Here is a 26,548-nt window from a genome sequence, read left to right on the forward strand (position 1 = left end):
CGTCAACCGAGCCCGCGTCGACGTGCGCTCGCGCGTGCCGAAGCGCCCGCGCCCCGCTACGGCGCCTTCGGGGTGACGGTGAGGGTGCTCGCCGCGGTGCGCCCGTACACCTCGGGGGCGTACATCGCCTCGATGCGGGTAGGCGGCGCCACGAACGTGCCCACCGAGGTCGCGCGCGCGAGGTACCGGATGCGGTACATGCCAGGCTCGAGCTTGTCGAAGGTCGTGACGACGCGATCGTCGCGCACCTCGCGGCGCGACGTGGCGGTGCGGAACGTGGTGCCGAGCCAAGCGGTCTTGGGGTCCATCCCCTTCGTCTCGCGATCACGGCTGGCCTTGGAGGTGGTGTCGATGTCGTAGTCGAGCGCCTCGAGGCCGGCGGGCAGCGGGTCGTCCAGCACCACCTGCTCGCGGGGCTCGGCCGACTCGAACAGCAGATCGACCACCACGAGATCGCCTGCGGCGACCGACTCGGCGGTCTTCTTGGGAATGCTCGCGAGCGCGTCGGCCACGGCGCTCGGGGCTACGCCGCGCACGTACTTCGTGACGAAGAGGCCCTCGTCGCGCGCCTTCGTGGGGAGGGTCGCGGTCGCGTAGCGGAGCTCCGCCGCGTAGAACGCGCGCCCGCCGGAGGCCGTAAAGAGCAGGTTCGGCCCGCGCGACGCGAGCTTGTCGGCCGGCAGGAAGGCCTTGTCCTCGCGGAGCGCGCCGGCGGCGAACTTGCTCGTCAGGAGCTCTTCCCCGCCCAGCAGCGCGCGCGCCTCGAACGCGTCGGCGCCCGACTCCTGGAGCCTGCGGTAGTCGGCCAAGGCCATCAGCGCCCAGCCGTCTTCCTGGGTGGTGCGCCAGGCGCCGTGCGGCTGCCGCAGGGCGAGGAGTCGACGCGCGATGCGGCCCGCGTGCGGGTGCTTGGGGTCTGTGGCGAGCAGCGCGCGGAGCACCATCGCGAGCGTGCGGGCCCGAGACTCGAGGATCGCGCCGTAGAGGTCGTCCCCGTCGTCGTCGATGTCGACGCCGTTCGCGGCGACGCGCAGCCGCCCCTCGATCTCGCCCGCCAGGGTCTTCTGCTGCGCGGCGCTCATGTCGGCCTTCGCCATCGCGTGCAGCAGCGCGGCCTTCGCCGAGAGCCGCTGACCTGCGCGCGCGTCGAAGAGGATGTTGAGCGCGCCGGGGTTCGGCGAGCCCACGGTGGAGAGCGCGTCGCCGATCATGGCGGCGCTCGCGTACTCGGCCGCGCGGCTCACGGCCTCCTTCTCGGCCTTCTCGCGCTTGGCCTCGGCGCTCCCTGCGCCGGCGTCGCCGCCCGTGTCGGCGGCCTCGTCGGGCTCACCCGCGCCCACCTTCGCGAAGCGGCGCGTCGCGGCGGCGAGGCGGAACGTGAGGTACGAGCGCGCCTGCTCGATCACGTCGCGCGGGACGAAGCGCTTCTTGTCGTTCGCGCCGGAGACCGCGAGCAGCGTGTAAGCGCTGAGCCACGGCTCGGAGGGCGCGCCGTCCCAGAAGCCGAAGCCGCCGTCGGAGTTCTGGCGCTTCACCAGCGTGGCGATCGCGGCGTCGATCGCGGCGGTCTTGTCGCCCGCGGACCGCCCCGCGGGGCCGAGGTCGAGCGTCGAGAGCAGCGGGAGCACGCGGCTCGCGACCTGCTCGGTGCAGCCGTACGGGTAGTCGGCGAGGTGAGCCGCCGTGGCGCCGAGGCCGACGAGCGCGCTCGAGCCGAGGCGCACCTCGAGCCCGCCGTAGTCCGGGCGCATCGCCCCAAGATCGCCGAGGGCGATCGCCACCTCGTCGGCCGTCTCGCCGTACACCACCTGAGACTCGACGTGCATGGGCACGTCCACCTTTCGCTTCAGCTCGACCTGGTCGACCTCGGCGCCGGAGCGCACCTCGAACGCGAGCGTGACCTCGCCGGGCGCCGTGGCCTTCACCGGGAAGCGCACCTCGGTCTGGCCGCCGCGCTTCATCGTGACCCGCCGCGTGGTGGCGCCGGTGGTCGAGAGTCCGCGGGCCATCATGCGCACGTCCACCGTCATGTCGTCGCCGCCTCCCTTGCTCGCCTTGTCGCCCGCCTTCGACGACACGATCACGCTGGCCTCGAGCGCGTCGCCGACCCGGAGGATGCGGGGCAGCGCCGGGCGCGCCATCAGGCTGCGGTACGTCGTGATCTTCGAGTCGCCCGAGCCGAAGTGGTCGTCGGCGCCGGCGGCCACGGCCATGACGCGGAAGGTGGTGAGGTTGTCGGGGAGCTTGAAAGAGAAGTGTGCGCGCCCCGCCTTGTCGGTCTTCTTTCCGGCCTGGAAGAAGGCTGTCGTGCGGAAATCGGCGCGCTTCTGCCCGCCGTCGCCGCCGTCGTCGCCCTTGTCGTAGTCGCCGGCGTTCCGCGCGAGCGCGTACTCGTACCCGAGCGGGGAGAGCTGCTCGCCGGCGCGCACGGGGAGAATGCGCGCGAGCCCCTCCCGGTTGTCGAGGGTGAACACGCGCAGCTTCCGCCGCTTCACGAAGGCGGGCAGCGGATCGGGGGTGACATAGCTTGTCAGGGCCAAGACCCCCTCGTCGACCACGTAGAACGTGAGCGCGCTCTCCACCGGCTTGCCGGCCCGGTCTTGCACGACCACGTCGGCCTCGACCGTCGCGCCGGGCTGGTACTCCTGCTTGGGCTCCGTCACCTTCACCTGGAGGCGATGCGCCTCCTCGTTGACGTGGAGCTCGGCGTACCCGAAGCGGTAGTCGGGCGCGCCGAGGTCGGCGGCCGGCAGCGCGGCGGGCGGGGCCGACACGCGCCCGCGGAGCGCCACGACGCTCACGAACGCGTTCGGGTAAAACCGGGGGTCGATCGGCACGTCGACGACGGGGAGCGGCCCCTTGATGGGGACGACCTTGCGCCAGAGGACCCCGTCGCGCTCGACGGTGACGAGCGCCTGCCCCTCCTTGAAGGGATTGCGGAGCACCACCTTCGCGGTGTCGCCCACCTCGTACGAGGGCTTGTTGGTCTCGAGCTTGATCTCGTGGCGGTCGTCCGAGGCCCACGCCGCCGGCGCGCTGGGGCTCTCCTCGGTGCCGTAGATCGACGTGCTGGCGCGCACCGCGTTGCCACGCGGATCAGAGGCGGTGGCGCGGACGATGTAGTAGCCGGCGTGCGCCACGCGGAGATCGCAGCCCGCGGCGGCCGCGGTGGTGAGCGCCTCGCAGGTGGAGACGACCGTGTCGCGGGCGGAGCTCGATCGCGTTTGCCTGCCGTCCGGCTGCTCCCCGGCGACCGCGTTCCAGCGACGCTCCACGAGCTCGAGCTTCACCTTCACGTTGGCCCTGCGCGCGCCGTTCGGCTCCACCGCGGCGACGTCGGTCTTCAGGGCCGTGCCCGCCGCGACGAACCGATCTTTGGGTGTGTGGAGCGCCACGTAGAACTCGCCCGGGTGCACGACGACGCTCGAGCGCGACGAGACCGTCGCCCGCGAGAGGTCTTGCACCTCGGCGTCGAACATCACGCGCTCGGGCCGCCGCTGATCGCTGAACGCGAGCGACACCGAGCGCTGCCAGGAGCCCTTGCCGTCGAGGTTGCCCTCTTGGCTGTCGACCTCCTCCGCGCCCTTCGTGTCGTCGGGGTAGTCGCCCGTGAACACGTCGTCGGTGACGGTGTACCCCTCCATGCCCGGCGGCGTGAAGGGCACCTCTTGCCGCGTCACGGTGGAGGTCACCTTGGCGCCCGCCATCGGCGCGCCGTAGAGGTAGTCGCCCTGCGTGGTGAACACCGCCGTGTCGCCGCGCACGTAGGCCGCTTTGCCGGGCTCCACGGCGACCTTAAACTCGTTGGGCTTGTACGCCAAGATGCGGATTTCATGTCGAAAATCGCCCTCTATGGTCGTGTTGGTGCGGCCGCCGGGCGGCGCCGTGGCGACCAGCGTGGCGGAGCCTATCTCGGCGGTCGCGGGGATCTTCACGTCGAGCGCGAAGGTGCCAAAGTCGTCGCACTTCGCGCGGCCGTCGAAGATCTGCTCGCTGTTGCGGTCCTTCAGCTGAATGCGCAGCTCGCGGCCCGGGATCGTGCGGAGTCCCCCGCCCTCGACCACGCGCACGATGCCCGAGACCTTGGCGGTCTCGCCGGGTCGGAACACGCCACGATCCGCGAAGAGCATTCCCGCCCAGCGACCCTCGCGTGACAGGAGCTGGAAGCTCGAGGCGAGGCGCTGGTCGACGGCCGACGGCTCGACGCGCGTGGCGGTCCAGTCGTCGCCGGCGCGGACGACGATGGCGGCGTCCTTGCGGATGGCGTCCTGGTCGCTGGAGGGCTCCTCGTCACCGTCCTCGTTGCGCTGGGCGCGCGTGTGCTTGGCGACCGGATCGAACTTCTCGAGCGGCACGACCGCGAGGCCCTGCGCGTCGGTCGCCGCGGCGAACACCTCGCCGCCCTTCGCCGTGCGAACGGCGACCGACGCACCCGCCACCGGCCGGCCCGTAGAGAGCTGCGTGACCCACACGAGGCCGCCGAAGGGGCTCAGCTTCGCGGTCACGCCGAGGTCGGTGACGGTGACGAAGGCCTCCGAGCGGCCGCTACCCCCGCTGACGGAGCCCGGCGGGCTCAGCACGAGGAGCGCGGGGCCGCGTCCCTTGCGGCCCGAGAGCGCGGCGTCGAGGTCGATGAACTCGACCGCGCGCTGGTTCGCCGGCGCCTGCGGGCTCCTCCAGGTCGCCCGGAGGCCGTTCCTCTCGACGAAGTGGGCGGCGCTGTCGCCCGCGAGCAGGTACGACGTGGCCTGGTCGTCCGTGAGGCCCGCGGCGAGCGAGGCGTACGTGGGCATGTTCACGCTGCTGATGGGCACCCGGTGCGGGACGTTCGCCTCCAGCACCTGGCCCGTGAGGGCGAGCTCGAGCGAGTAGGGCAGCCGCTCACGGTGTGGGCGCGTCGCGTCCGGGGCGGGGCGCGCACCTGGGGCGGGGCGCTTCGCGACCGCGGGCGGCGGCGCAGGCGGCGCGGGCTTCGCGGCCGGCTTCGCGCCGGGCTTTCCCTCGGCCTTCGGGGGCGCCGGGGCGCCGCCGGTGAGCGGCGCCTCGACCTCGAGATCGAACGTGGCGTCGCGCTCGAGCTTCTGGCCGAAGACGTCGCGCATGCCGGCCGTGAGCGTGACGCTGTACCGCTGGCCGAGCTTCGGCGCGACGTTCAGCCAGTGCTCCATGCTCGCGTCGACGCCTCGCGCCGGGGCGCCGCTCTTCGCCTTGCGCGGCGGCAGGTTGGCGAGGCGCAGGTGGCCGCGGAGCTCTTCGGGGCTCACGGGGGTCGAGAGGCTCACCTTGAGGTCGCCGTTGGCCCTGCAGCGGCCCTTGGTCTCGATGCGGGGGCAGTAGAAGTCGACGAACCGGAGCGGGCCATGCGTGCGCATGGAGCGCGTGTGAGGCTCGCTCATCGGGCGCGGACCGCCGGTGCCCTTGAGGTTCGCGACGGTGAGCTCGACCTGGTGATCGAGCGGGAGCGGCCGCTCGGGCGTGAGCACCACGACGTGCGACTCCGGCACCGGGAGGGGCGTCGGGGGAGCCTTCGCGCCGGGGTTTCCGCTGGGCTTGGCGGAGGCGATCGGGCCCTGGGGGAGCGCGCGCGCGGGCTCGCGGGTGGCCTTCACGCGAACCGTCTCGCCGCGCTCCCCGTCGGCCTTGAACACGCGCAGCGTCGTCGCCGCGGCGACGGCGGCCGGGTCCACGCTCTGGTCGAACTGGACGCGGAACGAGGCGTCGGCCGGGAGCGCCCGGTCGCTCACGCCGTGGGGACCGAGCGGACGAAGCTGCTCGACCGAGGGCCCGTCGGACTCGAAGGTCAGGGTGTAGGGCTTGCCGAGCACCGCGCCGTCGAGCGCGCGCACGTCGCCCGGCACCGTCACCACGAAATCGTTGCCGCCAGGGAGCTCGCCGTCGGGCGTGAAGAGGAGGCCTCGCGTGCCCGTCCAGCGCCACGAGCCCGGGACCTGCGCGCCGGCCTTGGTCGTGAGGGTGATGGCCGGCAGCCGGTCGCTCTCGGACATCTCCACCGACCGCACCGCCCGCGAGAACAGCACCGTGATCCCCGGCTGCTTGCGGTCGGCGATGTGGCCCTTCGGCCCCGCGAAGACGACGGCGAACGGTCCCTGGCGCCTCGGCGCGGCGTCCGGTCCGAGCGGCGCGAGCGTCGCCGAGGGGCGCGGCCCGTGGAGACAGGAGGCGAGCACGAGAAGGCCGAGGACACCGAGGCGCGCGAGGCGACGATCGTGAAGCATGTGGACTCCGGGCGCCTCGACGCGAGGCGCAGCTGGCGGCGCCAAGCTACTGGCAAGCCCTGAACGCGACAACGGCTCGTTCCGCTTCCCGCGTCGGGCGATTTCGCGCGGGCGTGGCGACGGCGTCACCCGCCGGGGCGACAGGCGCGCCCATGGTCGACGATAGATGAGACATATCGTCTCAGCGCACCGTGACGTGCACCGGCGGGCCGCTGAGCGCGCCGCGGTGCGCGGTGAGCGTGTGGGCACCGACCGCGAGCGGCCACCCTCGCCCCTTGAGAGGCGCACCGTCCACGCGGAGCTCGACGTCGCGCGCGTCGGGCTCCACGCGCACCTCGAGCACCTGGAGATCGCGCGGGCGGTCCGGGTCGACCACGAACCGCGCGCCATCGAACGGGTACGTGACGCGCGGCGCCCGCGGCGCGTCGGCGTCGGGCGCGGCCTCGACGGGGCACGCCGGCGAGCTGTCGCTCGGCGCGCGCGGCCGGCGGGTGCGCTCCGCCCACTCGACGTACGGCGTAGGCCAGCGCTCGAACACGCGCTCCTCGGTGACACCGCGAGCGCACGCCGGGCCGGCGCGCAGGCCGTTGCGCACGTCGATCGCGACGAGCTCGTGGATGGAGCAGGGCACGCCATGCTCGGCCGAGCCCCGCGGCAGCCAGTCGTGGACGCGGTGGGTGCAGCCCGGCCCGGGGATCTCGCCCGACACCGCGCACACCGCCGTGCGCTCGAGCCCGAGCCGCGCCGCGTCGTCGCCAAGCGACAAGCGCGCGTCGCGCTTCGTCGCGCGGCGGAGGTCCATGCCGGCTTCCATCACCGACCGGAAGATGGGCCCCGCGCCGGTGATGCCGCTCACGTCGGCCATGGGCGAACCGTCGAAGTTCCCCGCCCAGACGGCGACCGTGAGCTCGCGCGTGTAGCCGACGGCGACGTTGTCGCGGTAGCCCTTCGAGGTGCCGGTCTTCGCGGCGACGTCGAACTCGAGCTCGAGCACGTTCTGGTCGCCGAACGCCGACATGCGCGCCGCCTTGTCGCTGAGGATGTCGGTGAGCATCGCCGCGACGCGCTCGTCGAGGACGCGCGTGGCCGGGCCCGGCCCAAGCTCGGCGGAGCGCCCGCCGCGCGTCACCTGGCGGACGAGCCGCGTAGGCCTCGCCATGCCGCCGCGAGCCAGGATCGCGTACGCCCGCGCGAGGTCGAGCAGGCGGACCTCGCCGTCGCCGAGGGCGAGCGCGGGGCCGTAGTGCGCCGCGTCTTCGGTGAGCGTGCCGAACCCGAGGGCGCGGAGCCGGTCGAGCACGCGCTGGGTGCCCAGCTGCTGAATCGTGTAGACCGCAGGTATATTGAGCGAGTTGCCGAGCGCCTCGCGGAGGCGCGTCGGCCCGCGCTGGCGGGTGTCGTAGTCGTGCGGCACGTAGTCGCCGCCACCCGGCAACGGGACGTGGAGCTCGAGGTCGGGCAGGAGCGTCGCGCCCGTCCAGCCGAGGTGCTCCATCGCCTCGCCGTACACGAACGGCTTGAGCGACGAGCCCGGCTGGCGGAGCGCCACCACGCCGTCGTTCTGCCCGAGCGCGACCGCGTCGTGGAAGTCGGGAGAGCCGACCCACGCGAGCACGTCGCCGGTCGCGTTGTCGAGCGCCACCACGGCCGCGGCGGTCACGCGCTTGTCGCGCAGCCCGGCGAGGGTCGTCGTGACGGCGGCCTCGGCCGCGCGCTGGAGCTCGGGGTCGAGCGTGGTCGTGAGATCGGAGAGGTTCGTGCGGTCGCCGAGCGCCTCCGCGAGCCCGGGCTGCTCGGCGGCGAGGGCGCCCGCCACGAGGCCGCGCACGAAGTGCGGCGCGCCGAACGCGGGCTTGTCGAGCGCCGTGACGATGGGCTCCGCGGCGGCGCGCTCGCGCGCGTCGGCGTCGAGGGTCCCCGCCTCCACCATGCGCGAGAGCACCCGATCGCGGCGTCGCTTCGCGAGGACGGGGCGCTTCGAGACCGCGTACAGCGAGGGGCCCCTCGGCAGCCCCGCGATGAGCGCGGCCTCGGCGACCGAGAGCTCGGCCGGGGCCTTGCCGAGGTACGCCTGGCTCGCCGCGCCGTACCCGCGGAGGTTCGGGCCGTAGGCGATCCGGTTCATGTACTCGACCAAGATCTGATCTTTTGAGAGCGAGGCCTCGATGCGCAGCGCGAGGGCCGCCTCGGTCACCTTGCCCCAGAGGCTCTTCTTGCGCGGTCGCAGGGTGCGCGCGAGCTGCATGGTGAGGGTCGAGGCGCCCGACACGACGCGCCGATGCCACAGGTTGCTCGCGGCGGCCCGCGCGACCGCGAGCGGGTTTACGCCCGGATGCCAGTAAAAGCTCCGGTCCTCCGCGGCGAGCACGGCGTCGCGCACGTGGGCGGGGATGTCGCCTCGCGAGAGCGGCCTCGCGCGGGCCCCGTCGTCGGCGCGCACCTCGCGGAGCAGCGCCCCGCCGCGGCTCGCGACGCGGAGGGAGGGGGCCGCCGGCTCACGGAGCTCGGCGGGCAGCGGGGTGAACGCCGCGAGCACCACCACGAACAGGACGGGCGACAGCGCGACGAGCGCGAGGGCCCGGACCACGCGGCGCCGCTCGCGGACGAGCCAGGCGCGCGCCGTCCCGAGCCTCCGCGCGAGCGGGACGAGCGGGGCGAGCCGCCTCCGGGCGCGCGCGGCGAACGAGCTCGCCATGGCTCAGTGGCACTCGATGCGCTTGCGCGCGATGTCGGTGACCTCGCACCCGGACCGCGGGCACGCGCGCGACTCGGTGAACCGGCCGTTCTTGCAGATGAGCTCCGCGCGGCCGTCCTCGGAGCACACGACGAAGCCCGACTGCGCGCACGGATCGCCCACCGCGGCCACCGTGTCGTCACACGGCGGGTCGACCGCTCCTGTGCACCCGAGCTTGCCGTGGCAGCCGAGATAGCGCACGAAGCGGCCGCTCACGCACCGCAGGATCGAGCGCTGATCCTCGCCGCACACGGCGCCGCCCTCGACGCCGCACACGTAGCCCGCGACCGCGGTCATCGCGCCGCACGCGGGCTGAGCGCCGTCGAGGTGGCAGTCGAGCTTCGTGCAGTCGAAGGTGGGGGCGAGGGCGCCGTCGCGGCAGACGAGGGCCGTGCGCCCGTCCTCCGTGCACGCGGCGCGCGGCGGACGCCCGGGGACGACCTCGCACGGATCCCCCGCTTTCCCGATCGACACGTCGCACGCGGGCGCGGCGCCGCCCTCGCACCCCTTGGGGCCGCGGCAGGGGCTCTCGCGAAAGCGGCCGCTCCCTTCGCAGAGGAGCGCGCGGCTCGGAGACGTGCACTCGATCTGCGCGCCCACGCACGCGTCGCCGGCGGCCGGCGGCCTCCTCTTGCAGCCCACGCCCGCGGCGAGCACTGCCGCGAGGGCCGTGGCGAGGACGGGCGCGAGCGCGACGCCTCGCCTCCGCCCGCGAACCTCCGGGCTATCGCTCGTTGTAGTTGTAGAATGCATGCATTACGCGCGTCATGCGCTCCGGGTCTTCCGAGCCGCCGAGCTCGCGCGCGGAGTGCATGCTGAGCATCGGGTTGCCCACGTCGACGGTGGGAACGCCCAAGAGGGTCGACGTGATCGGCCCGATCGTGGAGCCGCATGGCAAATCGGTGCGGTGGGCGTACTCCTGCACCGGCACGTCGACCTTCTGGCACAGCGCGCGGAACAAGGCCGCCGTCGCCCCGCTCGTCGCGTAGCGCTGCTGCGCGTTCGTCTTCACGACCGGGCCGCCGTTCAGCGCGGGGCGGTGCCGGGCCTCGTGCCGGTCGGCGTAGTTGGGGTGCACGGCGTGCGCCATGTCGGCCGAGACGCAGAGCGAGCCCGCGAGCGCGCGGAGGTGCGCCTCGCGGGTGTGTCCACCGTTGAGCCCGAGCGCGAGCCCGATGCGCTCGAGCACGCGGGGGAGCAGGGACGAGTGGGCGCCGAGCGCGCTCTCGCTGCCGATCTCCTCGTGATCGAACAGCGCGGCGAGCGGCGCGACGTCGCCCTCGAGCGCCGCGTCCGCGCAGCGGATCAGCGCCGAGATGCCGGCGTGACACATCGCGAGGTTGTCGAGCCGCCCCGAGAAGAACAGCTCCCCGGACCGACCGCCGCGCGTCGGCGGCGTCACGTCGAAGAGCATGAGGTCGTGCCCGAGCACGTCGCCCGGCGCAACGCCCGCTTCTCTCGCGGCGAGCGCGAGCGCGCCCTCGCCTTCGCCCAGCCCGAAGAGCGGCGCGAGGTGCTCTTGGCGGTTCAGCTTCAGCCCCTCGTTGGCCTCGCGATCGAGGTGGATGGCGAGCTGCGCCACACGGCAGATGGGCCGATCGACGCGGACGAGCCGTGAGCCGAGGCCCCCGCCCGCCTCGCGCACTGTGAGGCGGCCGGCGAGGCCGAGGTCGCGGTCCAGCCACGAGTTCAGGAGCACCCCGCCGTACACCTCGACCCCGAGCTGCGCGTAGCCCTCCTTCATGTAGTCGGGCCGAGGCTTGAGGCGCAGGTTGGGGCTGTCGGTGTGCGCGCCCACGATCCGGTAGCCGCGGAGCTTGCCGCCGCGGGGCACCACGAACGCGAGCACCGTGGTGCCGCCGGCGGTGACGAAGAAGCGTCCGCCCTCGCGCACCTCGTCCCAAGGCTCCCGCTCGTCGAGCTCGCGGAAGCCCGCGGCGGTGAGGCGCTCCGCGGCCGCCCGGGCGGCGTGGTACGGCGTGGGCGAGGCGTGGAGGAACGCGAGCAGGTCGGCGAGCGTGTCGGCGGGGGCGGCGGGGGCGGCGGGGGCGGGGGCGGCGGGGGCGGGGGCGGCGGGGGCAGGAAGGGCTTCGGTCACGCGGCAAGGGAAGCGCCCGAGGCGCGCGACGTCAAGCACACGTGGACGCGAGACACGGCGTGTCGTCGTGCGCGACGTGCCCGCGCCCGCGTCATGACCGAGGTCACGCAAGGCTCCCAGGTCGCCGGGGTGCTCGCCGCCGCGAGCCCCACGCGTGTGTTCGGGCTCGGCGAAGGGCTCGCCACGGGAGCCCAGCTCGCGGACGTGGCGCACGCGTCTGTCTTCTACACGGGGCGTTCCGCCTCGGGTTCCTCCGCGGTGAGCGCGTGCTAGGTGGGCGACCTTGGCTGCGGCTCCTCCTGGCGCGGAGTGACCCGATGACCGCCCCGCCGACGCCTCGTCCACTCCGTTTGCGAGCGCGCGCACGGCGGAGGTCGAGGCTATGCTGTCGGGGACTGACATGATCCGGAAGCCGCACTCCCCTGGCTGGGGCGCTGACACAGCTGACACGAGCGCCGGCAAGGAGACCGCACCGTGACGACCTCGCGCGGCAAGAACCCGGCCTCGAAGGCCGCGATTGTGAAAGTCCCCCTTGCACAAGGCGCCCGCGCGGCTGCCGCCAAGAACGTCTCCACGGCGCGGAGACAATCTGGCGAGACGCACCTCGTCGAGTGGAAGGAGTCGTGGCGCGACGAGTATCTGAGGTGGCTGTGCGGCTTCGCGAACGCCGACGGCGGCACGCTCGTCATCGGCATGAGCGACAAGGGAGAGCCTGTCGGTGCAGAGGATGCGGATCGGCTGCTGGTCGATCTGCCCAACAAGATCCGCGACACACTCGGCCTCGTGGTGCCGGTGCGCGCCGTCACCAAGAAGGGCAAGGACCTCATCGAGTTGGTCGTCGAGGCCTCGCCGACGCCCATCAGCTACAGAGGCGAGTACCACTTCCGCTCGGGCAGCACCAAGCAACAGCTCACGGGCAACGCGCTCTCGACGTTCCTCCTGCGCAAGTTCGGCCGTCACTGGGACGGCGCGCCAGTTCCCAACATAGCGGTCCAGGACCTGAGCGCCGAGGCCTTCAACCGCTTCAAGGGCTACGCGCGCGGGAGCGCCCGGCTCCCACCCGGCGCGCTGTCGGCGTCCCGCGCGGAGCTGATCGAGAAGCTGCGGCTCACCGAGAATGGGATGCTCAAGCGGGCCGCGCTCCTGCTCTTCGACGAGGATCCCGAGCGCTGGGTGACCGGTGCGTGGGTGAAGCTCGGAATGTTCCGAGGCGGTGCCGATCTCGCCTACCACGACGAGGTGCATGGGGACCTGTTCTCGCAGATGGACAAAACCCTGGAGCTGATCTTCACGAAGTACATGGTGGCCTGGATCGGCTACCGAGGGATCGCGCGAACCGAGACGTTCCCCATCCCTCGCGAGGCGATGCGCGAAGCCTTGCTCAACGCGCTCATTCACAAGGACTACAGCTCGGGCAACCCGATCCAGATCCGCGTAGAGACCGACCGCCTATCGATCTGGAACGCCGGCCCTCTCCCGCCTTCTTGGACGGCGAAGACGCTGCTTGAGCGGCACACGTCGCAACCCCACAACCCCGACATCGCCAGTGCGTTCTTTCGAAGCGGGCTCATCGAGGCGTGGGGGCGCGGCTACGAGCGCATCACCGAGGCGTGCCGCGAACAAGGAACGCCCGAGCCGAAAGTCGAGTCGGACGGCAACGGCGTATGGATCAAGTGGGCGTGGGTGAACCCGACCTCTGACGCCGACCGTATCCGACCCCGCGGTGAAGTCAGCGACGGGCGACCTGTCGCCCCACCACTCACCCCACCACTCACCCCACCACTCACCCCACCACTCGGCGATCCCGTGGAGCGACTTCTCGTCGCTCTCGCTGGAGGGGACCTCGATGGGGCCGGGCTACGCGCGCATCTGAAGCTACGGGACAAGACCCACCTGCGCGAGCGCTACATCAACCCGGCGCTCGCGGGCGGACTCATCGAGATGACAATCCCCGACAAGCCGAACAGCCGCCTCCAGCGCTACCGGCTGACCGCGGAAGGCCAGGCGAAGCTCGCCGCGAAGCGCGGGGGCCGCCGATGAGGGCATCGTGCTGACCTCGGTCGTGAACGAGAACTTCAAGGGCCTCCGGGCTCGCCGGCGTATCGACTTCGCGCCGCTGACCCTGCTCTTCGGCGCGAACCAACCGCCCGGAGCTCATCATGGCTGAGCGCAAGTGGGCCTTCATCACCAGCGGTGCGACCTTCGAGGCGCTCGCGACGACTATCGTCTACTTCGAGGATCCCAAGGCCGCGCTCCTTGGCCGACGAGGCAAGGATGGTGGGCAAGACGCACGATCCGGCGACGGCACGCGCGTCTTTCAGGCGAAGCATCACGAGAGCGGGTCGGCCGCGAGCGCGATCCGCGACGCGAAGAAGGAAGCCGCCCAGATCGAGGGCTACCGTCAACCCGGGCACGCTCGACATGCCCAGTGGCAGGGCGTGACGCACCGGCGACTCGTCACGAACGCGGCCTTCAACACGACGGACAAGCAGAAGTGGGACACGGAGGTGGTGCCCCAATTCACGAAGCAGGGGCTCACCCCAGACTACTGGGAGCGCCAGACGCTCGAGGCGCTCCTTGACAAGCACCCCGAGATCCATCGCTCGTTCTGTTACCGATGTCCTGTCCCTCACCCCCGACACGGTCACGCCTCGCCCCTGCCCTCGCCCCTGCCCTGCCCTCGCCCGGCTCGAACCACACGCGCTCGGCCGGCACCGACACGAGGCGCGCGCGACGCGCCTCGAGGTCGGCGGGAATACGCTCGCCGGCCTCGAGCACGAGCGCGGTGAGCCGCCCGCCGTAGACACACCCGGTGTCGAGCCCGGTGGCGAACGGGTGGAGCTGGAGCTTCTCGATCGCGTTGTGCCCAAAGACGAGCTGCTCGGGGCCACCGTACGCCTCGCCCCAAAGCACCTTGTTGCCCTCGCTGTCGCGGGCGTGCCGCGCGTTCAGCAGCGTGGACGCGTCCTGCGCGTCGAGCGGGCGGGTCGGGTCGACGCCCCCGTGGACCACCGTGAGGCCGTGCTCCGGGAGCGCGAGGGTGAGCGGCGAGGTCTCGAGGAGCACCCAGTCGGCGGGCCGCAGCGCCTCGGCGAGCGCCCGGTGCGGCTTCCCCGCGGGCTCCGCGCCGCGCGCGATCGCGGCGCGCTCGCGGAGCACGCGCTCTTCGTGGTTGCCGCGCACGAGCACCGCGCCCTTCTCACGCGCGAGGGCGAGCACGCCGAGCGAGTCGGGCCCGCGCGCGACGAGATCGCCCACGAACACCAGGCGATCGCCCGTGCCGAACCGCAGGAGCTCGAGCAGCCACTCGAGCTCGCGTCGGCAGCCGTGCACGTCGCCGACGATCACCGTGCGGTCGCGGCCGGTCCTCAAGTCCACGCCTACCCCGGCTCGACCACGCGCATCGACCCGTCGCCGAGGAGCTTCGCGCGCTTCGGGATGACGACGAGGCCTGTCTCGGTGACAAAGAACCGGCGCCTGTCGGCCTCGGTGTCGTAGCCAATCTCCATGCCGGCGGGGATCTCCACGTCTTTGTCGATGATGCACCGGCGAATCTTCGCGTGGCGGCCGATCTGCACCTTCTCGAAGAGCACCGACTCCTCCACCTCGCTGAACGAGTTGATACGGCAGCCGACGCTGAGCACGCTGCGGTGGATACGCCCGCCCGAGATGATGCACCCGTGCGACACGAGCGAGTCGGTGGCGATGCCCACACGCGCCTGGGCGGCGTCGCGAAACACGAATTTCGCCGGTGGATCGTGCGTGGCGCCCGTGCGAATAGGCCAGTGCTGGTTGTAGAGGTTGAACGCCGGGTGAATGCTGATGAGGTCCATTTGGGCCTCCCAGTACGCCTCGAGCGTGCCGATATCGCGCCAGTACGCGGGCTGCTCGGGGTCTTCGCCGGGCACAGTGTTGGTCTTGTAGTCGTACGCGAAGATCGCGAGCCCCTCCTTCACCATGGCGGGGAGGATGTCGTGGCCGAAGTCGTGCTTGCTGTCCTCGAGGCCCGTGTCCGTGTAGAGCGCATCCATCAGGGCCTCCGTGCGGAACACGTAGTTACCCATCGACGCCAGGCAGAACCCCGGGCGGCCGGGCATCTCCGGCGGATCGGCGACCTTCTCGTGGAAGGCCACGATGCGCCCGTCGGCGTCGGTCTCGAGCACACCGAACTCCCGGGCCTCTGCTTTCGGCACGGGGATGGCGGCGACGGTCGCGTCTGCGCGGCGCGCGGCGTGCGCGTCGAGCATCTGGCGGATGTTCATCTTGTAGACGTGATCGCCGCCGAAGATGCACACGTTCTCGGGCTGCTCGTCGGTGATGACGTGCTGGCACTGGTACACGGCGTCGGCCGAGCCCCGGAACCACGATTTGCCGGTGCGCTGCTGCGCGGGGATGGCCTCGATGTACTGGTCGAGGATGGGCGAGAGCCGCCAGACGCGCGCGATGTGCTCCTCGAGCGACGCGCTTGTACTGCGTCAGGATCTTGATGCGCGTGAGCCCCGAGTTCACGAAGTTGGAGAGGACGATGTCGATGATGCGGTAGCGGCCGCCGAAGGGCACGGCGGGCTTCGCGCGGTCGAAGGTGAGCGGGTGCAGGCGCTTGCCCTCGCCCCCCGCGAGGATCATCACCATCACCTGACTCGGATCCAAGCGGCTCGTATTCATCGCGACCTTCCACCGCCGCGTTGGGGCCACCCCGCCGCGACGGCCCCAGGATAACCGCCCGGTCGTTGCGCTGCGCCAGGAATCGCGTAGTGGGGTGCGATGGCCCCACCGTCCGAGCCCCCGCGCCGAGGCAGCGTCGACTTCGTGCCCGAGGCCGCGACCGCCGCCAAGGTGCTCGAGGTAGCCTCCCGCCGCGCCAGCGCGGGCCGGGCCGGGGCGATGGCCACGGTGCTCGAGCGCCACGGGTCGGCGCCCTCCACCCCTGGGCAGAAGCTCTACGTGTGCGACGACGGCACGTCGGTGGGCACCGTGGGGGGCGGCGCCGTGGAGCGCGAGGTGCTGGCGGCCCTCGCGACCTTCCTCTCGGATCCGCCGCCCCGCCCCGAGGTCCGCGAGCTCCGCCTCGGCGCCGAGCTCGGGATGTGCTGCGGCGGCCGCGTGTCGGTGCTGCTCGAGCCCATCGCGGGGCTCGTGTCGTGCCTCGTGGTGGGCGGAGGCCACGTGGCCACGGCGACCGCGCCGCTGCTCGCGCGGCTCGGCTTCGCGGTCACCGTCGTCGACGAGCGCGACGCGTGGGGCGAAGACGGGCGCCTGGCCGGCGTGACCTCGCTCGTGGGCGCGTACGACGAGCTCGGCGCGGCGGTGCCCTCGCGCGGCGTGCTCCTCGTGATGACCCACGACCACCAGGCCGACCAGCGCGCGATCGAGTGGGGCCTGCGCCGTGACTTCGTGTTCATCGGGGGCGTCGGGAGCCGCGCGAAGGCCGAGCGCACGCGCCAGCGCCTGCTCCACCGCGGCTTCTCGGAGGCCGACGCGGCGCGCGTGCGCATGCCGGTCGGCTTGCCCATCGGGGCGCGCCTCCCCGACGAGATCGCCGTGTCGATCGCGGCGGAGCTCGTCGCGTTTCGCCGCGGGCTGGGGCGCCCTTGAGGGGCACGGGGCCGGCGAGTCGTGCCTACTCGCCGCAGGCGTCTGGGTGCTCGCCCACGTCGACGCCCAGCGGCTCGAGCGACCGCACAGTGGTCCCCTTGGGGGTGCCCGACTGGCCCGTATCCATGTGCCAGTGGTTGCGGTGATCCGAGTTGTAGTTGGGAGTCAGGATGGTGCTGAAGATCTTCTTCTCGGCGACCTCGCACACGAGATCGTAAAGGAGCTTGCTCGTCCCCACTTGGGAGGCCCGGGCGCCCGTGCAGGTGCCACCCGAGGTCGCCTTGAAGTCGGCGTCTTTGTTGATGTCGAACACCCGGCCGTCGTCCATCGTGAGGTATCGCACGTCGACCGCGCGCCCGAACGAGTGGTTCGAGTAGCCGTTCGTGCCGCAGTTGGGCTCGGGATCGCTCGGCCCGCGGCAGAAGTTGGTCTCGCTCCACGCGCAGCAGCAGCGGTAACAATACGAGCCGAGGGTGCCCACCTTGCGGACGCCCTTGGCCTTCAGCACGTCGGCGAACGCCCACAGAGTGCGCACGAACTCGCAGGCCATGGGCTGCGTCGTGGGCTTGTCGCTGGCGGCGTCGGTGGTGAAGATGATGCCGTTGATGGGCGCGGGCACGGTCACGGCGTCGACGAGGCCGCGGGCCGTGGCCTTGGCGAAGCGCAACCCGCGCTTCGTGAGGTCCTCGAGGCAAGGGAGCGCGGGCGCGGGCGGCGGCGGCGGGGCCGCGTCCTCCTCCGGAGGCGGCGGCTCGGTGGTGGCGGACGGGGAGGGCGCCGGCGCCGGCGCGGGCGGCTCGGTGGTGATCGGCGCGGGCGACTCACCGCCGCAGGCGCTCGCGACGCCCAGGGAGAGCGCGAGCACAAGCGGAAGCGTCGCCGCGGAGAGCGGCCGGGAGGAGGAGCGCATCTGGCCATCCTACAACGGCGCCGGCCGTTTCGCCCGGGCCGCCCGCGCGCCACCGGTCGGATCCCGGCGTGGCGCTCCGCAAATTCCGGGTAAAGTCGGCCTCATGCCCGCGTCGTCCTTCACGTTCACCCTCAACGGGCGGCTCGTCACCGTCTCCGGCGAGTCGACCCACACCACGCTGCTCCAGTACGTCCGCGCGACCGGCAAGACGGGCACGAAGGAGGGCTGCGCCGAGGGCGACTGCGGCGCCTGCACGGTGCTCGTCGTCGAGCGCGATCACGCGCAGCGGCCCACGTACCGCGCGGTGAACGCGTGCATCACCCTGCTGCCCATGGTCGCGGGCCGCGAGGTCGTCACCGTGGAGGGCATCGGCACTCCGGAGGCGCTGCACCCCGTGCAGGCGGCCATGGTGGAGCGCTACGGCTCGCAGTGCGGCTACTGCACGCCGGGCTTCATCGGCTCGATGTTCGAGGCGTACTACCGCGACGACATCCAGAGCGACGCGCAGCTGCTCGATCAGCTGAACGGCAACCTCTGCCGCTGCACCGGCTACCGGCCCATCCGCGACGCGATGGTGGCCGCGCGCGCGCACCGCGCCGCCTCGCCGGGTGACGATCTCTTCCAGCTGCGCCTGAAGAGCGCGGGCGCGGGCGCGGGCTCGACCGCCAGCGTCGACCCGCCCGCCCTCGACTACGAGGCGAACGCGCAGCGCTTCCTGCGCCCGACGTCGCTCGCCGAGCTCTTGGCGGTGCGCGCGGCCCACCCCGAGGCCGAGCTCGTGTGCGGCGCGACCGAGATCGGCGTCTACGTGAACAAGCACGATCGCCGCTACGCGATGTTGGTCTCGACCGAGGGCGTCACCGAGCTCCGGCGAGTGACGCGCACAGACGAGGCCTTCGTGGTCGGCGGGGCCGCGACGCTCACCGAGCTCGAGGACGCGATCGGCGCCGAGCTGCCCGAGCTGAAGAAGATGCTGCTCGCGTTCGCCTCGCGGCAGGTGCGCAACCGCGCGAGCCTCGCCGGGAACCTCGTGACCGCCTCGCCCATCGGCGACATGGCGCCCGTGCTCCTCGCGCTCGGCGCCACCATCACGCTGGCCTCGCCGCGCGGCGAGCGCACGCTCCCGCTCGAGGGCTTCTTCGTGGGCTACCGCAAGACCGTGCTCGCGCCAGACGAGCTCGTGCGCGCGGTGACCATCCCTCGTCCCGCACGCCCCGCCGCGGGCGCCGGGGTCAACGGCCGCCGGGTGGCCGACTCGTTCAAGGTGTCGAAGCGCCGCGAGATGGACATCAGCATCGTCGCCGCGGGCTTCGCGATCGAGCTCGACGAGGCCGGGCTCGTCACCTCGGCGCGCCTCGCGTACGGTGGCGTGGCCGCGACCCCCGTCCTCGCGACGAAGGCGTCCGCCGCGCTCGTCGGAAGGCCGTGGAACGCGGAGACCGTGCGTGACGTGGCCGCTGTGCTGCGGGAGGAGTTCACGCCCCTCGACGACGTGCGTTCGGGGAAGGCCTTCCGCGCCGAGCTCGTCGCGAGCCTGTTCGAGAAGCTCCACGCGGGCGTGTCGAGCGCCGCACAAGACGAGGTGCTCACCTTCGCGAGGTCGGCGGACGCCGACGCTGCGCGGGCGCCGAGCTGCAAGGCGTCGAGCTTCGAGCTGCTCCACGAGAGCGCCACCGGGCACGTCACCGGCACCGCGCTCTACGTCGACGACGAGGCCGCGCGCCGCGGCATGCTGGAGGTGTGGCCCGTGTCGTCACCGCACGCGCGCGCGAAGGTGGTGGCGATCGACGCCTCGGCGGCCCTGGCCCACCCTGGGGTCGTGGCCGTGCTCACGGCGCGCGACATCCCCGGCATGAACGACGTGGGCGCGGTGCGCCACGACGAGACCCTCCTCGCGCCCGAGGGCGGCGAGGTGAGCTTCGTCGGGCACATGGTCGCCCTCGTGGTGGCCGAGTCTCGCGACGCGGCGAAGCTCGCCACGAAGAAGGTCAACGTCGTTTACGAACCCCTTCCGGCGGTGCTCGATCTCCGCGCCGCGATCGCCGCCGACAGCTTCCACAACACACCGCACGTGATCCGCCGCGCCGACGCCCAAGCGGCGCTCGCGAGCGCGCCCCACGCGCTCGCGGGCGAGCTCGAGATCGGCGGCCAGGAGCACTTCTACCTCGAGTCGCACGCGGCGTGGGCCGAGTGGGGCGACGACGGCGACGTGGTCGTCACCTCGTCGACCCAGCACCCCTCGGAGGTGCAGGCGGTGGTGTCCCACGTGCTCCACCTGCCGCGGAGCAAGGTCGTCGTGAGGGCGCCGCGGATGGGCGGCGGGTTCGGTGGCAAGGAGACCCAAGGCAACGGCTTCGCGGCGCTCGTCGCGCTCGCCGCGAAGGTCACGCAGCGCCCGGTGAGGGTGCAGCTCGATCGCGACGTCGACATGGCGCTGACGGGCAAGCGGCACCCGTTCCTCGGGAGGTTCCGCGTGGGCTTCGACGCCGACGGCCGCGTGCTCGCCGCGGTGGTCGACCTCGTCTCCGACGGGGGGTGGGCGCTCGACCTCTCGGAGTCGATCTGCGACCGCGCGCTCTTCCACCTCGACAACGCGTATTACCTCCCGGCCGTGGCGTTCTCGGGGCGCGTCGCCAAGACCAACGTCGTGTCGCACACCGCGTTCCGAGGCTTCGGCGGGCCGCAGGGCATGGTGGTGATCGAGGACATCCTCGACCGCGTGGCGCGCACGCTCGGCCTCCGGCCCGAGGTCGTGCGCGAGCGCAACCTCTACCGAGGGGAGGGCGAGACCAACACCACCCACTACGGCCAGCACCTCGACGACAACCGCATCGGGCGCATCTGGCCCGAGCTGCTCCGCTCGGCGGGGTTCGCCGACCGGCGCGCCGCGGTCGACGCGTGGAACGCGGAGAGCCCGCGCGTGAAGCGCGGCCTCGCGGTGACGCCGGTGAAGTTCGGGATCTCGTTCACGGCCACGTTCCTGAACCAGGCCGGCGCGCTCGTGCTCGTGTACCGCGACGGCACGGTGCACGTGAACCACGGCGGCACCGAGATGGGTCAGGGCCTCTACACGAAGCTCCGCGGCGTCGCGATGCGCGAGCTCGGCGTGTCGGCCGAGAGCGTGCGCGTCATGAAGACCCAGACCGACAAGGTTCCGAACACCTCGGCCACGGCGGCTTCGAGCGGCGCCGACCTGAACGGCGCGGCGGTAAAGGCCGCGTGCGTCACCCTCCGCGAGCGCCTCGCCGAGGTGGCCGCCCAGATGATCGAGAAGCGCGCCGGCCGCCCGATGCCCGTCCCCGCCGCGGCGATGGTGTTCGCCGAGGGGCTCGTGTTCGCCGAGGACCAGCGCGAGCACGCCGTCCCCTTCGGCGAGGTGGCCGAGAGGGCCTATCTGGCGCAGGTCAACTTGTCCGCGCAGGGCTTCTACCGCACTCCGGGGATTGGCTACGATCGCGCCAAGGGCCGCGGGAAACCGTTTTACTATTTTGCCTATGGCGCCGCGGTGTGTGAGGTGGAGGTCGACGGCTACTCGGGCATGAAGCTCGTGCGGCGGGTCGACATCCTCCACGACGTGGGCGACAGCCTGAACCCCCAGATCGACCGCGGCCAGGTCGAGGGGGCGTTCGTGCAGGGCATGGGGTGGCTCACCGGCGAGGAGCTCAAGTGGGACGCGAAGGGGCGCCTCCTCGCGCACTCCGCAAGCACCTACCAAATCCCGTCGATCGGCGACGCGCCGGTGGAGTTTCACGTCACGCTGCTCCCCGACGCCGGCCAGAAGGGCACCATCCACGGCAGCAAGGCCGTGGGCGAGCCGCCGCTCATGTTGGCCATCGCGGTGCGCGAGGCGCTGCGCGACGCCGTGGCGGCGTTCGGCGGGGGCGAGAAGGGCCCCGTGGCGCTCGGGTGCCCCGCCACCCACGAGGCCCTCTTCCACGCGGTGAAGCGCGAGCGGGAGCGGGCCGAGGGGGCCGGCGCGCGCGCCGCCGAATAGCTGGCCGCGCGCCGCCGAGTAGCCCGCGATCCAGGTCTCGCCAGGTCATGAGGCTCAGCGGGCCCCGTAGACCTCCAAGCACACGGCAAGGACGGCGACGACGGAAGCCGCAAGTCTTCGCCACCAGGGAAGCTTCGCGCAGAATCCGCGTAGGATCCCCAAAGCGAGGGCTCGACCATGGACGCAATCTTGACCTTCTTCTTCGTGATCCTCGTCGCGGGCGCGATCACCGCGCGCCTCACCGGGTGGATGATGCGCAGCTGGCTCGCGACGAACGCGGGCTGGATGGACTCCGCGGGGCAGCGCGTACTGCGCTACTTCTTTGGTGTCTTCACGGACATTGGCACGGCAAATCAGTTCATCGCGAACAAGAAGGTTCGGAACGAGCCGCCGACGCTCGCCTACGTCTTCTTCGCGTCGTTCGGCGCCACGATGCTGGGCCTGCTCGGTGTGTTCGTCGCCATCGCGGCGCACTGAAGGCCGCGCAGACGCACACCGTCACGGCCGCTTCTTCGGGCCCACGAGCGTGCGGAGCACGGCCGTCGCGACGGTCTCGCCGGCCGCGTTCTGCATGACCACGGGCACGTCGTACTCGCGCTTCTCGCTCGAAGGGATCGGCGGCAGCTCGCACGTGCCGCGCAGGGTGCCGCGCGCCTTCTTCAGGTACTCGATCGAGAGCCCCGAGACGATGAACCGCGCGTCGTCGGGGAGGCCGTAGGCGAGCGCGATGTTGCCCGTCACCTCCGCGAAGTTCACGAGGGCGACGGCGTGGATGCAGTCGAGGTGGTTGCGAACGCCGGGCCGGTCGCGGAGCGTGAGCTCCGATCGCCCCGGGCGGAGCGACACGACGTCGAACGGGATCGTTCCCGTGTAGGGTGCAGCCTTCCCGAGGACACGCGCGAAGATGCGTTTTCCGCCCGGCACCCTGGACACGAGGTCCCAGAGATCGCGGACGGCGTTGCGGTTTCCCTGGAGCGCCTTGGCAGGCGACAGGAAGGCGAGAGGCTGCGGGAGAGGCACCTCGCTGTTCTGGCAGAACTCGAGCCGCTCCGCGCGAGAAATCGAGCCGTGCGTAGCGCGAGGCGGCGCGAGGCGGCGCGAGGCCAGGCGCGAAGCGGGCGCGGGGGTTCTCGCAGCCCTTGACCCTTGACCCTGCGCGGCCTGGCCGTCGACACTACGCAGCCGGTGAGGTGGCCTTGACCGTAACTGAATCGCGCGAGCTCTACGTCGTGGGTGATCGTGTCCTCTGCGACGGCGAGCTCCGCCCCCGCGCGATCCACATCGTCGGCGGCCAGATACGCGCGCTCACCGAGCCCGCCGCCGTACCGACAGGCGCGCCCAGGCTCGACGCGGGGTCGCTCGTCGTGCTCCCCGGCGTGGTCGACACGCACGTGCACATCAACGACCCCGGGCGCGAGTCGTGGGAGGGCTTCGAGACCGCCACGCGCGCGGCCGCGAAGGGCGGCGTCACCACGCTGTGCGACATGCCGCTGAACAGCGTGCCGTCCACGATCTCGCTCGAAGCCCTCCACGCGAAGGCCCGCGCGCTCGAGGGGCGCGCGCACGTCGACGTGGGCCTCACGGGCGGCGTGGTGCCGCAGAACCCCGGCGCGCTGAAAGATCTCTTCGCCGAGGGCGTGCTCGCGTTCAAGTGCTTCCTCGCCGAGTCGGGGGTCGAAGAGTTCTCCCACGTGAACGAGGCCGAGCTCCGCGTGGGCATGCGCATCCTGGCGGAGGTCGGCGCGCCGCTCTTCGTGCACGCCGAGCTGCCGGGCCCGCTCGACGAGGCCGCGCGCGCTATCGCGGGCCTCGACCCGCGCGCGTACACCACGTTCCTCGCCTCGCGCCCGCGCACCGCGGAGGACGCCGCGGTCGAGCTCGTCGTGCGCGTGAGCCGCGAGACCCGCGCGCGGGCGCACATCGTGCACCTCTCTTCGTCCGACGCGCTCGCCCTCGTGCTTCGCGCCAAGGAGTCCGGCGTGCCCCTCACCGCCGAGACCTGCCCGCACTACCTCACGTTCGCCGCCGAGGACGTGCCCGACGGCGCGACGGCCTTCAAATGCTGCCCGCCGGTGCGCGAGCGCGAGAACGGCGACAAGCTGTGGGAGGCCCTGCGCTCGGGCGTGCTCGATCAGGTCGTGACCGATCACTCGCCGTCCACCGTCGACCTCAAGTGCTCGGGCTCGGGCGACTTCATGCGCGCGTGGGGCGGCATCTCGTCGCTCCAGCTCGGGCTCGCGGCGGTGTGGACCGAGGCGCGGGCGCGCGGGTTCTCGCTCGCGCAGGTGTCGCACCTGCTGTCCGCCGCGCCGGCCGCGCTCGTGGGCCTCACCGGTCGGAAGGGCGCCATCGCGGTCGGCTGCGACGCCGATCTGTGCTTCTTCGACCCCGAGGGCGCGTTCTCGGTGGCCGCCGCCGAGCTCGAGCACAAGAACAAGCTCACACCCTACGAGGGGCGCTCGCTCACCGGCCGCGTGGTACGCACGCTCCTGCGCGGCGAGACGATCTACGAAGAAGGCGCGCTGCTCGGGCGCCCCCACGGCGCCTGGCTCACGCGCACCCAGAGGTCCTGACATCATGAACGATTCAGAACAGTTACGCGACGCCGACGGCCTGGCCCGCGTGAACGCGCTCTCCACGATCGACGCGGAGGCCACCTTCCGCAGCTGCTGCGGCGCGACCGCCTTCGCCACCCAGATGGCCGCCGCGCGCCCGTTCGCGAGCCTCGAGGCCATGAAGGCGAAGGCCGCGGCTGCGTGGGGCGCGCTCGGCGAAGGCGACTGGGACGAGGCGTTCCGCGCGCACCCCGAGATCGGCGGCAAGAAGGCCGAGGGACCGCAGACCCAGCGCTCGGCCTCGTGGAGCAGCGGCGAGCAAGCGCAAGTGCCGGAGGCCGCCGAGGCGACGCGGCTCGCGCTCGCCGAGGTGAACGTCCGCTACCGCGAGCGGTTCGGTCGCATCTACATCGTGTGCGCCACGGGCAAGACCGCCGAAGAGCTGCTCGCCATCGCCCTCGCGCGCATGGCGAACACGCCGGAGGTCGAGCTGCGAGCTGCGGCCGAGGAGCAGCGCAAGATCACAGAGCTCCGCCTCGAGAAGCTCGTCCGCGGCCAATAGCCCACGCCACTCGCTCCACTCGACTCACGCCACGCCGCCCCGCGCGCGGCGAGAACAGGACTCTTCATGCGCTCCGTCTCGACCCACATCCTCGACACCTCGCTGGGCAAGCCCGCGGCGGGTGTGCCCGTCTCACTGGAAAAGAAGGCGAACGACGTGTTCTCCCGCGTGGGCGGGGGAATGACCGACACCGACGGACGCATTCGCGACCTCGTGCCCGAGGGGCAGCTTGAAGTCGGCATTTACCGCATCACGTTCGACACCACGGCCTACTACCACCTTCAAGGCCTGGAGTGCTTCTACCCCGAGGTGTCGGTGTCTTTCCAGATACGCGATCCGGAGGCGCACTACCACGTACCGCTCCTGGTGAGTCCGTACGCGTATTCCACGTACCGAGGGAGCTGAAGCGAGGCTCTCCCTCTCCCTCTCCCTCTCCCTCTCCCTCTCCCTCCCTCTCTTCCCCTCTCTTCCCCCTCCTCCCCTCTCTTCCCCTCCTCCCTCTCTTCCCCTCTCCCCCGCGCGCGAGCCCAGAGCGTGGCTGGGGCTTTCGGCCGCGGGTGGGAGGATCCGACTGTCCGAGGTCGTCGTTCCCGCGCGCTCCCAAGCGCCACGCCCTCACAGGCCGTCATCCGGCCCCACACACCGCGCGGAACGACGCCGAGTTTCGGAGGGGCCCGCCCGCGGACGAAAGCCCCACCCACGCGGTGGCCCCCGCGCGTTCCGCCCCCGTGCCCCCGCCCCGCGCCGCGCACCGCGCGCCCCACCCTATCCACGCGCACCGCGCACCGATGCCCCCGCTGGACCGAGAACCTGCACTCTACACGCGTCAGCGCTACAGCGCCGCGGCGCGCGCCGTGAGGAGCCCCTCGAGCTCCACGAGGGCCTTGGAGAAGCCGGCGATGCCCTCGGCGAGCTTGTCCTCGGCCATCTTGTCTTGGGCGTGCTGCTCGCGGAAGAGGGCCTCGGTCATGACGACCGCGGGGATGTCGAGGGTCTTGGCGTGCGCGGCGTCGAGCTTGCGCGGGAGCGAGCCCTCGGCCGCCTCGAGCTCGCCGAGCAGCTGAGGCGAGATCGTGAGCAGATCGCAGCCGGCCAGCTCGGTGATCTCGCCCATGTTGCGGAAGCTCGCGCCCATGACCTCGGTCGCGTGGCCGTGACGCTTGTAGTACTCATAGATGCGCGTGACGCTGAGCACGCCGGGGTCCTCCGCGGGCGGGTACGAGGCGCGCCCCGACGCCTTCTTGTGCCAGTCGAGGATGCGGCCGACGAACGGCGAGATCAGCGTCACCTTCGCCTCGGCGCAGGCGATCGCCTGGTGCATGCCGAAGAGCAGCGTGAGGTTGCAGTGGATGCCCTCGCGCTCGAGCACCTCGGCCGCGCGGATACCCTCCCACGTGGCGGCGATTTTGATGAGCACGCGCTCCTTGCCCACGCCCGCCTCGGCGTACTGGCCAATGAGGAAGCGGGCCTTCTCGACGGTCTTCTCGGTGTCGAACGAGAGCCTGGCGTCGACCTCGGTCGACACGCGGCCGGGGATGACGCCCAAGATCTTGAGGCCGAACACCACCGCCAAGCGGTCGATGGCGCGCGTGGCGATCGCCTCGGGCGAGCCGCCGCCGTGCGCCTTGCAGAAGGCGAGCGCGTCGTCGATGAGCGCCGCGTACTCGGGCATCTTGGCCGCGGCGGTGATGAGCGACGGGTTCGTCGTCGCGTCTCTCGGGCGAAACTTCTCGATGGAGTTGAAGTCGCCCGTGTCGGCGACCACCACGGTCATTTGCTTGAGCTGCTCGAGAAAATTCGCCATGCGCGACACGGTAACCTCCACGGGGCGCGACGGGAAGAGGCGCGAACTTGGCCCGTTCGC

15 protein-coding genes and 1 pseudogene are annotated in these 26,548 nt (G+C 72.0%); 7 read left to right on the forward strand and 9 right to left on the reverse strand.

Translation table 11 applies throughout. The features are described from left to right. Positions 1-56: 56 nt before the first annotated feature. The 4 genes from IPQ09_19985 to IPQ09_20000 all read right to left on the reverse strand — a co-directional run bounded on the left by IPQ09_19985 (position 57) and on the right by IPQ09_20000 (position 11,470). Complete coding sequence (locus IPQ09_19985) at positions 57-6,236, reverse strand: hypothetical protein (protein ID MBL0196461.1); 6,180 nt, start codon at positions 6,234-6,236, stop codon at positions 57-59. 181 nt (positions 6,237-6,417) lie between these two features. Further along, positions 6,418-8,931, reverse strand: coding sequence for a penicillin-binding protein 1C (gene pbpC / locus IPQ09_19990; GenBank protein ID MBL0196462.1), 2,514 nt, complete (start codon positions 8,929-8,931; stop codon positions 6,418-6,420). A 3-nt stretch (positions 8,932-8,934) separates the two neighbouring features. Further along, a complete protein-coding gene (locus tag IPQ09_19995) occupies positions 8,935-9,723 on the reverse strand; it encodes a hypothetical protein (GenBank protein ID MBL0196463.1) in 789 nt (262 codons plus the stop codon). After that, the gene (locus tag IPQ09_20000; GenBank protein MBL0196464.1) at positions 9,695-11,470 is read right to left on the reverse strand and encodes a M18 family aminopeptidase; all 1,776 of its coding nucleotides are present in this window, start codon (positions 11,468-11,470) and stop codon (positions 9,695-9,697) included. The genes IPQ09_19995 and IPQ09_20000 overlap by 29 nt, the downstream gene beginning before the upstream one ends. A 117-nt stretch (positions 11,471-11,587) precedes the next feature. On the opposite strand from IPQ09_20000, the gene IPQ09_20005 reads away from it, so the two are divergent. Beyond that, positions 11,588-13,108, forward strand: coding sequence for a putative DNA binding domain-containing protein (locus IPQ09_20005; protein MBL0196465.1), 1,521 nt, complete (start codon positions 11,588-11,590; stop codon positions 13,106-13,108). A 495-nt stretch (positions 13,109-13,603) separates the two neighbouring features. Here the strand turns inward: IPQ09_20005 and IPQ09_20010 are convergent, their stop codons facing one another. Both IPQ09_20010 and glgC read right to left on the reverse strand, forming a co-directional pair. Continuing rightward, complete coding sequence (locus IPQ09_20010) at positions 13,604-14,440, reverse strand: serine/threonine protein phosphatase (GenBank protein ID MBL0196466.1); 837 nt, start codon at positions 14,438-14,440, stop codon at positions 13,604-13,606. An 8-nt stretch (positions 14,441-14,448) separates the two neighbouring features. Continuing rightward, positions 14,449-15,694 (reverse strand): annotated as a pseudogene (glgC, locus tag IPQ09_20015) (glucose-1-phosphate adenylyltransferase). Between the two features lie 138 nt (positions 15,695-15,832). On the opposite strand from glgC, the gene IPQ09_20020 reads away from it, so the two are divergent. Next, positions 15,833-16,663, forward strand: a complete 831-nt coding sequence (locus tag IPQ09_20020) for an XdhC family protein (GenBank protein ID MBL0196467.1) — start codon at positions 15,833-15,835, stop codon at positions 16,661-16,663. A gap of 25 nt (positions 16,664-16,688) precedes the next feature. On the opposite strand, the gene IPQ09_20025 is transcribed toward IPQ09_20020, so the two are convergent. After that, the gene (locus tag IPQ09_20025; protein MBL0196468.1) at positions 16,689-17,573 is read right to left on the reverse strand and encodes an extensin family protein; all 885 of its coding nucleotides are present in this window, start codon (positions 17,571-17,573) and stop codon (positions 16,689-16,691) included. Positions 17,574-17,676: 103 nt separating this feature from the next. Here IPQ09_20025 and xdhB point away from each other — a divergent pair, with 103 nt between their 5' ends. Continuing rightward, a complete protein-coding gene (gene xdhB, locus IPQ09_20030; GenBank protein MBL0196469.1) occupies positions 17,677-21,567 on the forward strand; it encodes a xanthine dehydrogenase molybdopterin binding subunit in 3,891 nt (1,296 codons plus the stop codon). A 177-nt stretch (positions 21,568-21,744) separates the two neighbouring features. Then, complete coding sequence (locus IPQ09_20035; GenBank protein MBL0196470.1) at positions 21,745-22,044, forward strand: hypothetical protein; 300 nt, start codon at positions 21,745-21,747, stop codon at positions 22,042-22,044. Positions 22,045-22,065: 21 nt separating this feature from the next. On the opposite strand, the gene IPQ09_20040 is transcribed toward IPQ09_20035, so the two are convergent. Further along, on the reverse strand, positions 22,066-22,560 hold the full coding sequence (locus tag IPQ09_20040; protein ID MBL0196471.1) for a DUF4442 domain-containing protein: 495 nt from the start codon (positions 22,558-22,560) through the stop codon (positions 22,066-22,068). 203 nt (positions 22,561-22,763) lie between these two features. Between IPQ09_20040 and allB the strand changes: the two genes are divergently transcribed. The 3 genes from allB (at position 22,764) to uraH (ending at position 25,089) form a co-directional block, all read left to right on the forward strand. Continuing rightward, positions 22,764-24,140 (forward strand): allantoinase AllB, encoded by a 1,377-nt coding sequence (allB, locus tag IPQ09_20045; protein MBL0196472.1) that lies wholly within the window; start codon positions 22,764-22,766, stop codon positions 24,138-24,140. 4 nt (positions 24,141-24,144) lie between these two features. Continuing rightward, positions 24,145-24,684 carry a 2-oxo-4-hydroxy-4-carboxy-5-ureidoimidazoline decarboxylase gene (gene uraD / locus IPQ09_20050; GenBank protein MBL0196473.1) on the forward strand — a complete coding sequence of 180 codons (540 nt, stop codon included), beginning with the start codon at positions 24,145-24,147 and terminating at the stop codon, positions 24,682-24,684. Between the two features lie 66 nt (positions 24,685-24,750). Further along, a complete protein-coding gene (gene uraH, locus IPQ09_20055; GenBank protein MBL0196474.1) occupies positions 24,751-25,089 on the forward strand; it encodes a hydroxyisourate hydrolase in 339 nt (112 codons plus the stop codon). A gap of 427 nt (positions 25,090-25,516) precedes the next feature. Here uraH and tal read toward each other — a convergent pair whose 3' ends face one another. Next, positions 25,517-26,488: a transaldolase gene (gene tal, locus IPQ09_20060; GenBank protein MBL0196475.1), complete on the reverse strand. Its 972-nt coding sequence runs from the start codon at positions 26,486-26,488 to the stop codon at positions 25,517-25,519. Positions 26,489-26,548 lie beyond the last annotated feature (60 nt).

This window comes from Myxococcales bacterium, from assembly GCA_016720545.1.
In the GTDB taxonomy this organism is placed as follows: domain Bacteria; phylum Myxococcota_A; class Polyangia; order Polyangiales; family Polyangiaceae; genus JAAFHV01.